9 protein-coding genes are annotated in these 14,275 nt (G+C 45.5%); 2 read left to right on the top strand and 7 right to left on the bottom strand.

Annotation, left to right across the window (positions count from 1 at the left end):
• Window positions 1-637: 637 nt before the first annotated feature.
• From U0033_RS00380 to U0033_RS00355, 6 genes are all read right to left on the bottom strand, one after another.
• Window positions 638-907, bottom strand: coding sequence for a hypothetical protein (locus U0033_RS00380; RefSeq protein ID WP_143150610.1), 270 nt, complete (start codon window positions 905-907; stop codon window positions 638-640).
• Between the two features lie 127 nt (window positions 908-1,034).
• Window positions 1,035-1,736, bottom strand: a complete 702-nt coding sequence (gene pepE / locus U0033_RS00375; protein WP_072357238.1) for a dipeptidase PepE — start codon at window positions 1,734-1,736, stop codon at window positions 1,035-1,037.
• A gap of 214 nt (window positions 1,737-1,950) precedes the next feature.
• Complete coding sequence (locus tag U0033_RS00370; RefSeq protein WP_072357237.1) at window positions 1,951-4,314, bottom strand: TonB-dependent receptor; 2,364 nt, start codon at window positions 4,312-4,314, stop codon at window positions 1,951-1,953.
• Between the two features lie 277 nt (window positions 4,315-4,591).
• Window positions 4,592-5,119, bottom strand: coding sequence for a hypothetical protein (locus U0033_RS00365; protein WP_072357236.1), 528 nt, complete (start codon window positions 5,117-5,119; stop codon window positions 4,592-4,594).
• Between the two features lie 89 nt (window positions 5,120-5,208).
• Window positions 5,209-5,730: a CPCC family cysteine-rich protein gene (locus tag U0033_RS00360; RefSeq protein WP_083571341.1), complete on the bottom strand. Its 522-nt coding sequence runs from the start codon at window positions 5,728-5,730 to the stop codon at window positions 5,209-5,211.
• A gap of 102 nt (window positions 5,731-5,832) precedes the next feature.
• Window positions 5,833-6,390 (bottom strand): hypothetical protein, encoded by a 558-nt coding sequence (locus U0033_RS00355; RefSeq protein WP_143150609.1) that lies wholly within the window; start codon window positions 6,388-6,390, stop codon window positions 5,833-5,835.
• Between the two features lie 204 nt (window positions 6,391-6,594).
• Between U0033_RS00355 and U0033_RS00350 the strand changes: the two genes are divergently transcribed.
• Complete coding sequence (locus U0033_RS00350) at window positions 6,595-10,572, top strand: sugar-binding protein (RefSeq protein WP_072357234.1); 3,978 nt, start codon at window positions 6,595-6,597, stop codon at window positions 10,570-10,572.
• Between the two features lie 135 nt (window positions 10,573-10,707).
• Here U0033_RS00350 and U0033_RS00345 read toward each other — a convergent pair whose 3' ends face one another.
• On the bottom strand, window positions 10,708-12,303 hold the full coding sequence (locus tag U0033_RS00345) for an alpha-amylase family glycosyl hydrolase (RefSeq protein WP_072357233.1): 1,596 nt from the start codon (window positions 12,301-12,303) through the stop codon (window positions 10,708-10,710).
• A 98-nt stretch (window positions 12,304-12,401) separates the two neighbouring features.
• Here U0033_RS00345 and treZ point away from each other — a divergent pair, with 98 nt between their 5' ends.
• A complete protein-coding gene (gene treZ, locus U0033_RS00340) occupies window positions 12,402-14,198 on the top strand; it encodes a malto-oligosyltrehalose trehalohydrolase (RefSeq protein WP_072357232.1) in 1,797 nt (598 codons plus the stop codon).
• Window positions 14,199-14,275: the final 77 nt, after the last annotated feature.

Raw genomic sequence — 14,275 nt, 5'->3', positions numbered from 1 at the left:
TTGATAATATAGAGTGTGTTAAAGCAAAAACTTCCTCCTGCTGTGTTGTAGGCACAGCCTGTGTTTTATTGATTATTTATGTTATTGAAAAAGCGGGTTCCTTACTGCATATTGAATATGTAGTTGCTGGAAATAGTTTTCCCTTTACGGCATACTTTGCATGCTGTTTATTTAATTTTGGAAATAGCCTCCCTTTTACTGCAGGTAAATATGCAGCGAATTAAGATTTTGGAAATTAGTATTCCATATGTGTAGGTATTACACAGCTAAGTTTTTCCTGTTAGTTTTTAATGTTTATTGTTCATTGTTCTTGTTGAAATGACAAGTTCTCTCTACTGACACAGCTAGGATAAAATGGAGATTAAATGCTTTACAGGAGAAGGTTAGATGGGAATAAACGGTTCTTCACCGGAGAGTAAATTAGAATGATGCGTTAAACTTAGGTAAAGTTTTTAGAATTAACAAAACACAATGTTAAATAAGTGAAAACATGATCAGACTGTGATAAAAAAATATTGAAAAGAGATTGTATCAAAAGTGAGCTTTCCCGGGTATAATTCAGGGCCCTGAGGGTGCGCATTTGGGTTGACACAATGCGCGATGTCTTCAAATCACATTTGATACAATCTCTTTTTTATTAAATCATTTTTTCTAAAACAATCACGAATAATATGGCAGCTGCAATAAGGAGCGGCCTGAATAATAACGGCTTTCGTTTTTTGATTGCGAATGCAGCTGCAGTATATATTGCGATGAATGCGGAGAGCAGCATACAGGTAGCAGAGACCTGTTCAGTGATCAGCAAAGACAATACAATTGGTATAGAAAGCAGACTGAGTGTAACCGGGATATCTTTGTATCGCTGTGCTTTGATCTGCCTGCGAAGGGAACGTATATTGAGTATCATGATAGGATTTTACAGGTCTGGCGGCATTAAGGATCGTGAATGTGTAGCAGTGAAATTATTTCCAGTTAGATTTTAATGCCTGCCTGGAATTTTTTTTCGCATTTATATTGAAGCGCCGGAGATCTATTTAGATTTTAATGTCGGCACCTGCTGGTAATTCGTAAGGTGTTTTCCCCTGTTCGAAAATTTTGGCAGGCATACTGCCCTGCAGGCGGATCTCATCTCCTTTGATACGGATCCAGCTGCCTTCGCGCAGACCAATTACCGGGATAGCTTGTTGGGTATGAAATTCAAGAATACGCGTTTCCCTGGTTTCGCCCATGTGCGGTACACCGGGGATCGGTTCCTGGTAATGCGGGTTTATGTTATAGGGCATTAAACCCATCGTCTGGAAACTGGGCGGATATACAATCGGCATATCATTCGTGGTCTGCATATTGACGCCACCGATATTGCTGCCGGCACTTGCACCAATGTAAGGTGTTCCTTTCGCAACCACTTCGCTAAGCAGGTCCATGAGTTTGAGTTCATGCAATTGTTTTACCAGTACGAAGGTATTGCCACCCCCGGTAAAGAAGCCTTTGGCTTCGCGGATAGCCTGTGCAGGATCAGCGAAGGTATGTAAGCCTTTTACCCTGATACCGATGTTTGCGAGACCAGCTGCTGCGCGGGCCGTGTATTCGTCGTGCGAGATACCACCCGGACGGGCGTAGGGAATGAAGACGATTTCGTCGATGCCGGCAAAAAGTTCCTGCATAACCGGGAGGAGGTACTGAAGGTATTTTTCACCGTAAAGGGTAGAAGTACTGGCAAGTACGACGTTTTTCATGAATATTCGTTTAATAGTACGTCGCAAAGGTATATATTAGTTCTATGATGAAAAAGAGGCTGTATCGGACTTATGATACAGCCTCTTTTTTCTGAAAGTGGTTTTCATTACCGTTGGTGAATTACCTCTTTCATGAATGTTTTATTTCTGTATTAGATACCCAATTGCCTGGGATGCGCTCTCCCGGGAATTCTTTCTTTCAACATTTCAATTTTTAGAATTTCAGTGCAAAGCTGCCCAGTACACGGGTGGGTGGCTGTGGCGTCAATCTCACAGACCAGGCTTTCTGGCTGGTGAGGTTATCGATCTTCACACCGATCCTATATTTAGATCTTTCATAAAATACAGATGCATCCAGCATCACGTAAGAAGGTATCGTGATCTTAGTTGTTGCAGTGTTTGTCTGGTAAGACTGATCTCCCCCATTACCGCCAAAACCAAAGCCCAGTCCATTCAGGTTACCGCTGGAAATATGATAGCTTGCCCAGAAATTCCACATATTAGGAGGACCGGATAATGCAGGTCTTAATCCAAGGGTGGCGCTATCTGATTTTGTGTATTTGCTATCGTTGTACGCATAACCGGCTACGATGTTCAGACCGCGTACAGGGTTCACCGTGATCTCTGCTTCCAGGCCTTTGCTGCGCTGTGTACCATTCTGCTTGCTATAACCATTATGCTCCAGGTCAGCAATGACTACATTTTTCACCCGGATATCGTAGCAACTCAAAGTACCTACCAGTTTGTGTTGCCATACATCTACTTTTACGCCACCTTCCAGTTGGTTACCTTCTTCAGGTTTAAAGGCGTTTCCTTCGTAATCAGTTCCGGTTTCGTGGAAGAAGCCATTCATGTAGCTACCAAAAACGGATACTTTATCTTTCAGTACTTCGTATACCAGGCCCAATTTGGGAGACAGGGCTGTCTGGTGATAATTGGTACCGGCAGCAGTGGTATCGTAAATGATGCTGTGCGTGCCCTGGGCGCGGTAGTAGTCTACGCGCAGGCTCACCATGGCCATCAGGTTCTTTGTGATATTAAATACATCAGATGCATAAGCCGCATAGCTGTTGTCTCCATTGTTTTCGTTACGGATAGCCGTACCGGTGGCTCTTGCTACCAGGGAATCTATGGTAGACTTTCCGAGGCGGTAGCTGGCACCCGGATGCTGGAAATTGATCGTAGGCCCCGCGACAGTGGTTCTGTCAAATGAATTGCTGTTATTGTAGTAATCCAGGCCTATCACCATCCGGTTGCGGAACTTTCCGATATTGAAATCACCGATAAAGTTCTGCTGGATGTCGGTAGCGATGAAGGTGGTATAACCATTGATGACACTGGCACGCAGGGTAGAATCGGTACGTCCGTTCAGCGCATTGATATACCCATTGATAGAAGAACGGGCGCGGGATACTACGGTCTGGGAGGTCCAATGTTCGGAGATCTTATAGTTGATCTGGGCAAAGATGTTCATCATCTGGGTCTGGTAAGCCAGGTCATTGCTCAGGAAAAGCCTTTTATAAGGGAATTTCATATCTGCAATAGAGAGGGTCTTGCCGCCCCCGGTGTATGGATTGAAGCGAACTACAGAAGTACCTTTTTCCTGCCCGAATTCGACGTCTAAGAGAAGGGAGAGACGATCTGTAATCTGGTAGGAGAAACTCGGCGCAAGGCTCAGATTATTCGTAAATCCCATATCCTGGAAACTCTTCTGGAAGGTGGTGGCACCGTTCAGGCGGAAGAGCATTGTTTTTTCTTTATTTACAGGGGTGTTCACGTCTACTGTAAGACGGTTGTAGTTCCAGCTACCGCCGGTGAAGGCCACTTCGCCGCCGAAACCATTAAAAGGTTTCTTGGTAACACGGTTATACAAGCCACCATAGCTGCTGGAGATATTGGTTCCGAACAGGGTGGCAGATGGACCTTTGATGGCTTCTACCCTTTCGAGGTTGACGGGATCGAGGGTGGCAAAGGCTGCACCGGCCACCCCGTTGCGGGCGTTTGGCTCTGTTTCGAACCCGCGCTGACGGAAGGTTACACGGCCCTGGTTGGCGATCATCGGGAGGCCGGCACCAGGTACGTTTTTAGAAATGCTACCCAGGTCTATGGCCATTTGTTCTTCGATCAGTTCCTTTGGCACCACGTTATAGACTTGTGGATTCTCCAGGTTCTTTAATGGAAGACGGCTGACGTAGTAGCTTTCTTTTTTAGAAAACTTGTTCGTGTTACCGATTATGCGCACTTCCTGTAAGGCCTGGATGTTTTCTTTTGGCAACTGGTAATCCAGTATGGCCGGGCGCCCGGGTACGACTTCTATTTTGAAATCTTTCTGCGGGGCACCGAGTAGCTGGATCCTTAGGGTATAAGTGCCAGGGGCGATTTCTTCGATGCTATAGTTACCGTTATTGTCAGTGAGGGTACCTTTTTTTAATTCGACGATAGAAATGGAGACGAGTTCAATGGGCTGGCCGTCAAAAGCGGTAATGCGCCCTGAGATGGCTGGGCCATGTTGTGCAAATAGTACTATTGGAAAGCAAAAAAGTATAAGTAGTAGTGATGTCTTGAACATTCCTGACATTGAGTGAAAATTTTTGTAAAGCTACAGCGGGGAATTGTGGAGTATTTACGCAATCGGGAAAAGTTTTAAAAAATGTTAAACCGGGTTGGATAAAAAAGAGCTTGGCTCATAAATAGAAATTAACGGCTGAGAACTGCTTAAACGGGGTGCCCGACTCCATCAGGGATACGAATAAAAACATTCATGAAAGAGGAAATTCACCAACGGTAATGAAAACCTTTTTCAGAAGAAAGAGGCTGTATCGGACTTATGATACAGCCTCTTTCTTTGACGTTCTTTATCTTTTGTGGAAGCGAATGTTATATGTAGCACCAATACCTGCATACTGCATGCTGCTTCCGTTTTCTTCGCTTCTGAAGATCCCGTTATAGAAAGCAAAGACATTCCAGCTATAGTTATGGTAGCCTAACTGAGGTCTTACATATACCCCACCTGTTGCACCTTCTACACCGGTCACAAAGCTATACCCGGCATCTGTACCTGCAAAAAAGCCGTGGCTCTTTGGATAGTACCTAACGAATAAGCCTAATGGAACTGTACCAAAATTCTTAAAACCATCTTTGGGGAAGAAATGGTTGTAACCTGTAGTGAGACCCAACCCTACGTGATTGGTGGACATCACCTGTCCTTTCAATTCAGCACCCAGTGTGAAATTGCTCGTCTTTGAGAGATTACCGAAGGGTACGCCGGCATTGATCCCCACTTTCAACCAGGAGTTCTTACTGGTTACTTCTTCTGAACCCGATTGTGCAAATGCAACGACAGACAATGCTGTTAAGACCATTGATAATACTACCCTTTTCATATGTTCCTCCTTGTTTTTAATGCATTATAACAAATGGAATGCCATAACCAACATGGGTGGTTAACAGATGAGTGGTAGTGTATTATTAATCAGGCTTTCAGGTACTTATTGGGATGCTTGTTTACAATGTCAATATAAGCAGGATCGGAAGCGCCCATCTCCTTATAATTATCCCTTCCCTGCTGTAAAGTGAGATGATTTACTGAACTGTATTTTGCAGGATCTTCATTCCCATCATCCTCCCAATAACAATTGGGGCACACATCATAAGCACCTGATTCCTCCACGGTACGATACCCGCAGCAAGGGCAGGGTTCATAGAGTAAGGGCTCCCCCTCAATCCCTATTTCATGATGATACAGCTCTTTGAGATCTTCCTCTATAAACTCGTTGGTCACGTTGAGCAATCCGGACCTGAGATAATCTACGATGTCATGATTATATTCCTGTCCATCCACATGAGCATCCTCGATCTCATCATCTGCTTTATCTGATTCAATTAATATTTCAGCGACGATGCCCTTTCTTTTTTCCGGATGCATGGTGAGCAGTTTTTGCCAGGCTAATAAGGTCATGGCATCTTCGCGGCTGATGATAATTTGATCGGGCATAACAAGGTTTTTTATTTAACGCGGGTACAGAACGAATGTAATGGATAATTATATCTACGGGTTATGAGAGCTTACATAAATTATTATTACATATAAATGTTATTACACTTCAATCCATTTTTGTAATTCCATATAAATATTATTGATAGCTAAGAGTAAGCGGGGACCTCTGACGGCCAGCATTTCCTTATCACCGTCTTTCCATAGAAAATAGTCGGCAGCAGCATCGAAAAACTCACGGACCGTGGAGCTGCCCAGGGTGAGTGCATGCATTGTCACATCATCTATCTGCTCCACAAAATCTTCTACAAAGATCATCGTATTGTACAACTCATAGTAATCATCCACATCATCTTTTGCAGTCAGCATAAAATCCAGGTTAATCTCTGTATCTGCGGGAGAGCGTTCATCCAGGCCCTGGGCCCATTCCTTCATTCTATCATTATCCCAGAGATGAGCGGCCTGTGTGATGTAGGCTGCCAGTTCTGTTTTTGTGCTAAATAAGGCCCATTTATCCTCGTCAGTGACCAGTACCTTATGGTTGTTAATATTTACATCTGTGACTGTGAAATCCATGCCATGCACGGTGTAATAAGTTCGTCCATTGTAAATGATGGCAACCAGGAATTTGCGCATCGTCATAGAATGTTCTTCAAACATAGGATTACCATATTGAGGATGTGCAAAGGAAGGCATTTTCTATTAAAAACCGGCACAATCTGTCTATATATTTCATTACAACATATCATTCATTACCAATTGATTACATTCATTTCAGGCGCTTTATTTCTATATTTCCCATACACAAATTGCCGGTTCTCGCCTTCTGCACTTTCTTTGAATTCCTCTAAATACCAATCAAAGATGAGAAAAACCGGTTTCCTTTTAATGATGGTCCTTTTTGCGCACCATCTTTCTTTTGCCCAGAGTGATGGGCTGCCACGAGGCGCTTACCAGCTGCCTTACACCCGTTATGAAGCTGACAATGCCACCCTGAGTGGTGGTGCCGTTGTGCAATCCTCGCCGCAATTTGTGCAGACGGACATTGCCTCGGAAGCTTCGGATCAGAAATACGTGAGCCTATCGGCAAACAATGCTTCTATTGAATGGACGCTCACTGCCGCCGCACAGGGGCTGGATCTTCGCTTTACAATACCGGATGATAATGCCGGCAATGGCCTCAGTGGCTCACTGGGTCTTTATGTAAACGGTACGAAAGTGAGAGACATTGCACTGTCTTCTTACTGGGCCTACCAGTATTTCCCTGCTGCCGACCCGGTACAGACACCGGGTGGCAAAACCTTTATGCGCTTTGATGAGGTGCATTTCAGGCTGGCGAATGCACTGAACGCCGGCGATAAGATCATGATTAAAAAAGACAATGGTGACGGGCTCACCTATGGGGTCGATTTTATTGAACTCGAGCCCGTACCAGTGGCATTGTCGCAACCGGCTAATTACTTGTCTGTAACAGATTATGGCGCGGTTGCCAATGACCAGAATGATGACTTTGCCGCGTTCAATGCATGTATTGCCGCAGCTGCGTCACAGGGAAAGAACGTGTACATTCCGGCGGGGCGATTTTTATTAAGTGATAAGCTGACACTGAATGTCAGCAACCTGAAAATACAGGGTGCCGGTGTGTGGTATACGGAAGTGTATTTCTCGACAGACAAACAATTTTATGGGGGCATCTATGCCCGGGCGAGTAATGTGGAGATTTCGAATTTTAGCCTGAATACGCAGAACAATGACCGCCTGGTGTACAATGAAAGCAATCCCCGCCTGCCTGCTGAAATGTATAAGACCTATAAGGGCTTTATGGGCACCTATGGAACAGGATCACGGGTGCATGATATGTGGGTAGAGCATTTTGAATGCGGGTTCTGGATTGCGGGATATGATGCACCGTACCCGGTGGATATTACCACTGACCTGCAGATTTCAAAATGCCGTATCAGGAATAATTATGCAGATGGGGTGAACTTCTGTCAGGGTACTTCCAATTCCATAGTAGAGCAATGTAGTTTACGCAACAATGGGGATGATGCACTGGCTGTGTGGCCGAATAATGCGGCGGGTGTAACGACTGCCTGTAAGAATGATATTTTCCGGTATAATACCGTGGAGAATAATTGGCGGGCTGGTGGTGCCGCCCTTTTTGGTGGTACGGGTCATGAGATCCATCACTCTGTTTTTAAAGATGGTGTGGCTGGCTCTGCGATCCGCTTTACGAATGATTTTGGAGGCTTTACTTTTGAGTATCCCGGGAATGTGATCAGGGTATATGAAAATACGATCACCGGTTGTGGTACCAGTTATGACCTGTGGAATCAAAAGCGCGGGGCCATTGAGTTTTTTGCAGGTACAGGTATTTTCAATTTGCAGTTTGACAATAATACTATTCTGCGTTCACAAAGAGACGCCATACAAATGTACGGATCTAATCTTCATCATATCGTGTTTAATAATACGAATATTGATGGCACAGGTCTGGATCCAGTAACGCGGGATGAGGCAGCGGATGTTTATGGCGGTTTTGGGTTGTATGTACAGGCCGGCAGCCAGACGGCTACCTTCAATAATCTGACGGTGACAAACGCCGAATCCGGGGCTTATATTAACAAAAACCCAGGCTTTCAGCTGATCATCCAGAACATCAATATTCCGGTGACAGGAGTTGCCATTAAACCAGCGAATGATACGACCCTGACAACGGGGCAATCATTGCAATTATCTGCAGAAATTACACCGGTAGATGCCACGAATAAGGTGGTAAGCTGGGTGAGCCCGGATAGTACAATTGCAAAGGTAGATGCTACTGGCAAGGTGACGGCTGTGGGTTATGGCACAGCTACTATAAAAGTGACGACTGCCAGTGGTAATTTTACAGCTACCAGAAAGGTGACGATACTGCCCGGGGTAAATATTATTGCAACGCAGGCGAATGCAGCAGAAGGTGGCAGTGCAGGCATGTTTACCATCAGTACCGTTGCATTGTCTAAAACGATTGCAGTGAAGTATGCCCTGAGTGGTACGACAAGTGCAGCGGATTATACACCTGCCCTGAGTGGTAGTGTTACTTTGACACCAGCAACACCTTCTGCTACCATTACTGTTATGCCTGTGGATGATAATATTTTCGAAGGACCTGAGACATTGAAATTAACGCTATTAAAAGACACTACGTATAATTTAGGTGGTGATACAGTGGCGGTGGTAACCATTGCGGATAATGAAAACCCGCCTTGTGTAGCTCCTGTAATTGCCTTGCTGGCAGATAGCCTGCGTGCACCATCAAAGGCAATCAGTAATGTGGTGCTGGGAAGTATGCCGGCTGACTATGCAGGTTCCTGGAAGGCACTGTATGATAATACGAACCTGTACCTCCGGATTACGATGAATGATGCGACGAAGATAAATGATTCCGGCGATAGCTGGTGGGAGGATGATGCAGTGGAGATCTTCATTGACGGAGATAATAGTAAAGGAACTGCCTACGATGGCTTGAATGATTTTCAGTTGGGTTTCAGGTGGAATGATCCCGTGATACATGCGGGGAGTAATTCTGTGAATCGTACGACAGGCATTACTTTTCAGCAGACGGCTACTTCAGTAAACATTACGATTCCATGGTCTACGATTGGGGTTACGCCGGGTATTGGCAAAACGATCGGACTGGATGTACAGATCGATGATGATGATAATGGTGGCACGCGGGATGCACAGATGACAAGCTTTGCGACGAATACTACTGCTTTCGGGAATCCGTCTGTATTTGGTACAGTGTACCTCACAACCTGTAATAATGCACTGTTCGCGAATGCAGGCCCGGATCAGTCATTGGCAGCAGGTACGACTTCGACTACGCTTGCAGGTGCTGGTTCCAATGGTGCCACTTATGCATGGACGCAGTTAAGTGGGCCTGCTTCTACCATTAGTAATGCTACAGTGGCATCGCCTGCGGTATCCGGATTAAGTAATGGAAATACTTATGTGTACCAGCTCACGGTTAGTAATGGTTCGCAGTCCGCTACTGATCAGGTAGTGATTACGGTAGCGAACACCACTTCTGGTGTGATGGTAAAAGCCGCTACGCCGGTATTAGATGGTGTATTGGAGAGTAACTGGAACCTGTCGCAGACGATTTCAAAAACCACGGTGGGCAGCGTAAATAATACGGCTACGTTTGGGTTACTCTGGGATGCCACAAATTTGTATGTGGGAGTAAAAGTACTGGATGCGGCCTTGTATAATGATACGCCGGATGCATGGGATAATGATGCGGTAGAGGTATTTATTAATGCCAATAATACAGTAAAGCAGTTTATTAAAACTTATAATAGCAGTAATACAGCAATTATCAGTGGTGGGTATAGTGTGGAGTTTGCCATTCCGTGGTCACAGCTGGGGATTACGCCAGCAGCAGGGATGTCGGTTGGTTTTGATATAGGATATGATGATGACGATAATGGCGGTGCACGCGATGGACAGGCGGTGTGGTATGGTACGGTGGATGATTATCAGAGTACAGCTAATTATGGAACGATTGTGTTGGGTGCGGCGAATGCATTGGCTTCTGTAACCAGGATGAACGCAATGACTGATGAAAAGGCACCTGCATTATTAATTAGTCCTAACCCAGCTGTCAATGGTCAGACTAAGATCACGACTCCCGGTAATGGCTATATTATGATCTATGATATGAGCGGAAAGCAGGTGTATGGAGCGAAAGCTTTGCAGACGATGAATTTGCGGCTGCAGCATTTAGTGAAGGGCATGTATATTGTGAAGTATGTTAATGCGGAATTAGTGCAGACGAAACCGTTATTAATACAATAAAAAAGCATTTATTATTTTAATAGACATTTATGCAGGGGGCTGACTAAAAAGGATACTCGGGTGATGGAGACGAAATGGCTTTTACGCAATTCTCAGCGCCTTCATTTTACTTTTTTAGTCAGCCCTCATTTTTATCTATTTCAGCCTGATGACCAGGCCCTCATCTCCATCCAGGCTAATTGTATCACTCAGCTCAATCCCTTCTGATTCCGGTATCGTAGCTATTTCCACCTTACCGGAAAAACTAAAATTAGGTGGCCTGAAATAACAAGGTGAGTGTGTTAGATTCAATACTATTAAAAACGAATCTGCCCCTTCTGCTTCCCTTTTATACGCCAGCATCTGGTTATCTGAAAATATTGGAGCATAGCTGCCGGCGTCCAGCGCGGGTTCATTTGTTCTCAGTGATATCAGCCGCTTGTGCAGTGTAAGCATGGAATACGGGTCCCGCTGTTGCATCTCCACATTCGCCCGGTGAAAGATCTTTGATAAGCGCAGCCAGGGCTTACCTTCTGTAAAGCCGGCATTCCTGGAATTATCCCATTGCATGGGTGTACGCGATGGGTCTCTGCTCAGATTCTTATCCGGCATATTCAATCCCTGCGGATCTACCACCTCATCAAAGGGGATCGCCACATTGCGCATTGCAATTTCATCTCCATAATAAATAGTGGGCGTACCCCGCAGTGTCAACAATAGCATAGCGGCTACGCGTGCCTGCTGTACTCCTACCCTGCTGGCTATCCGGTGCTGGTCATGGTTGCTCAGTACCCAGTTTGGCCAGCCATCGACGGGCAACGCGCCTTCGTACTGATCGATGGCGGTTGAGATCTGTAAGGCCTGCCAGGGCAATGTGAGCAACTGGAAATTGAAGGGCAGATGTGCCCCGTTATTATTCACACCATAGTAGCTCACCAACTGGTGAATGGGCAGATAGATTTCCCCGATCATCACTCTCTCATCATCAAACTCTTCCATCACTGAACGCATCTTATGTACAAGTTCGTGTACTTCCGGCTGATCTGTGGAATATACCGGCAGCAATTGCGAATACGTACTCATGTGGGGTTCATAATGCGGATCGGGCGGGTTATTGCGGAACTGTGCATCTTTGATCATATGCCACATTACATCCACGCGAAAACCGTCTACACCTTTCTTTAACCAGAAACGCATTACATCGAACATCGCCTGTTGCACTTCAGGATTACGCCAGTTCAGGTCAGGCTGTTCTTTTAAAAACGCATGATAATAGTATTGTTGGGTGGTATGATCCCATTCCCATGCATTACCGCCGAACATACTCAGCCAGTTATTCGGTGTACCACCATCCTGTAAGGGGTCATGCCAGATATACCAGTCCCGCTTCGGATTATCCCTGCCGGAGCGGGATTCCAGGAACCAGGGATGCTGATCTGAGGTGTGATTGGGTACCAGGTCCAGCAGTAATTTCATGCCCCGCTGGTGTACTTCTTCCAGCAGCGTATCGAAGTCCGCCATGTTACCAAACAAGGGATGGATGCCTGTGTAATCGGAAATATCGTATCCAAAATCGGCCATGGGCGAAGGATAGATGGGTGAAAGCCATACGGCATTGATGCCCAGCCATTGCAGGTAATCGAGCCTTTGCAGGATACCTTTGAGATCGCCTACCCCATCGCCATTGCTATCCTGAAAACTACGGGGGTATACCTGGTAAATAATGCCTGTCTGCCACCATTTTTTATCCATAAGATCCGATTTTAGGTTCTCTACAAGCGAACAACATTTTTGCCAAAATGTAACACGGCATAATCTTTTCTTATAGACCTGCATAAGTTAGCCACGATATGAAAAAAACAGGGGCTTTTTATAAGCAGGATCATGCATGTACATTTTGCGTTTGGGCTCCGGAAAAAGAGCAGGTCACACTTCATCTTATCAGGCCAGAGGACCGGTCTTTTGCTATGACGAAAGATGAGGAAGGGTATTATTCCGTTACAGTAGAAAATGTAGTTCCAGGCGCACAGTATTACTATCACATTGATGGGCAGGATCTGCCTGACCCCGCTTCCGGCTGGCAGCCAGCGGATATTTACGGGCCATCAGCTGTGGTGGATCACGAGGCGTATGCCTGGCAGGACCAGCAGTGGCATGGCATGCCGTTTAAGGACATGGTGCTGTATGAACTGCATGTGGGCACCTTTTCTCCGGAAGGTACTTTTGAGGGGATCATTCCGTATCTGGATGATCTGAAAGATACCGGAATCAATGCACTGGAACTGATGCCGGTGTGCCAGTTTCCAGGAGAACGGAACTGGGGCTATGATGGAGTGTTTCAGTATGCAGTGCATCATTCTTACGGGGGGCCGGAAGGGCTGAAGAAATTAGTGGATGCCTGTCATCAACGGGGGATTGCTGTATTTTTGGATGTGGTGTATAATCACCTGGGAGGCGAGGGCAATTCTTTTCATCATTTTGGGCCTTATTTTTCGCAGATCTATTCTATTCCCTGGGGTAGTGCCATCAATTTCGACGGCGCCTATTCTGACGGTCCTAAAGGGTATTTTGCGAATAATGTGATTCATTGGTTAGAGCAGTATCATATTGATGGGTTGCGGCTGGATGCGGTGCATTGTATTTTTGATAACAGTGCGGTAACCCTTTGGGAAGTAATACGGGATAAGGTGGCGCAACTGACGGCTACCACGGGGCGGAAATATTATCTCATCGGAGAGAGTGATCTGAATTCGCCTGCGATACTCAAAAACCCCAGTGATGGTGGGATGGGATTAGATGCGCAGTGGCTGGATGATTTTCACCATATACTATATGTGTTGCTGGATAAGGAGGGGCAGGCAAGGTATGCGGATTTTAATCAGCTGGAGCAGTTAGCAAAAGCGTATAAGGATGGGTTTGTGCATACCGGGGAGTATGTGCAGTTCAGGAAGCGGCGTTATGGGCGTAGTTCTGCGGGGATTAGCGGGGAACATTTTGTGGTATTTAATCAGAACCATGATCAGATTGGGAACAGGGTGAAAGGGGAGCGCTTGTCTGTGCTGGTAGATCAGGGAAGGCTGAAGGTAGCGGCGGCGGCGATCTTTTTATCGCCTTATGTGCCGATGTTATTTATGGGGGAAGAATACGGGGAGGATAACCCGTTTTTCTTTTTTGTGAGTTATAAGGAGGAGGAACATATTAAGGGGATACAGGAGGGAAGGAAGAAGGAGTTCGAGTCGTTTTTGAAAGAGGGAGAGATGTTTCCTGATCCACAATCTGAGGAAACGTTTATTCAGTCGAAGCTGGATTGGGGAAAAAGGAAGCGGGGGAAGTACAGGGAGTTGCTGGAGTGGCACAAGGCGTTAATACAGTTAAGACGTTCGAATGAGGTGTTGCAGAATATGTGTAAGGATGATTTATTTGTGCAGTTGATTGGGGGGAAAGGGTATGTGCTGCACAGGCAGAGCAGGAATGGGATGGAGCATTTGTTGTGTTTATTTAATTTGTCGGAAGAGGTGTTGGAGTATGAGATGCCGGGTTTCAAAAAAGAATGGAATAAAATCATGGATGCAGGTGCTCATACTGAAAAAATGCGTGTTGGAGAGCTGTTGCAATTACAGCCGGTAAGCGTTGTTATTTTCGGATAGAAGCAAAAAAAGAGCTTGGCTCATAAATAAAAATAGCCGCTGAGAATTACTAAAGCGGGTACCCGACTCCATAAGGG

It is taken from the genome of Chitinophaga sancti, assembly GCF_034424315.1.
GTDB lineage: Bacteria > Bacteroidota > Bacteroidia > Chitinophagales > Chitinophagaceae > Chitinophaga > Chitinophaga sancti.
This window is presented reverse-complemented; position numbering and strand designations above follow the sequence as displayed.

Bases quoted from the DNA above. Each gene is read 5' to 3' on its own strand.
- U0033_RS00345 (WP_072357233.1), bottom strand. From the start codon at position 12,303: ATGGATAAAAAATGGTGGCAGACAGGCATTATTTACCAGGTATACCCC.
- treZ (WP_072357232.1), top strand. From the start codon at position 12,402: ATGAAAAAAACAGGGGCTTTTTATAAGCAGGATCATGCATGTACATTT.
- U0033_RS00380 (WP_143150610.1), bottom strand. From the start codon at position 907: ATGATACTCAATATACGTTCCCTTCGCAGGCAGATCAAAGCACAGCGA.
- U0033_RS00370 (WP_072357237.1), bottom strand. From the start codon at position 4,314: ATGTCAGGAATGTTCAAGACATCACTACTACTTATACTTTTTTGCTTT.
- U0033_RS00350 (WP_072357234.1), top strand. From the start codon at position 6,595: ATGAGAAAAACCGGTTTCCTTTTAATGATGGTCCTTTTTGCGCACCAT.
- U0033_RS00360 (WP_083571341.1), bottom strand. From the start codon at position 5,730: ATGCCCGATCAAATTATCATCAGCCGCGAAGATGCCATGACCTTATTA.
- pepE (WP_072357238.1), bottom strand. From the start codon at position 1,736: ATGAAAAACGTCGTACTTGCCAGTACTTCTACCCTTTACGGTGAAAAA.
- U0033_RS00355 (WP_143150609.1), bottom strand. From the start codon at position 6,390: ATGTTTGAAGAACATTCTATGACGATGCGCAAATTCCTGGTTGCCATC.
- U0033_RS00365 (WP_072357236.1), bottom strand. From the start codon at position 5,119: ATGAAAAGGGTAGTATTATCAATGGTCTTAACAGCATTGTCTGTCGTT.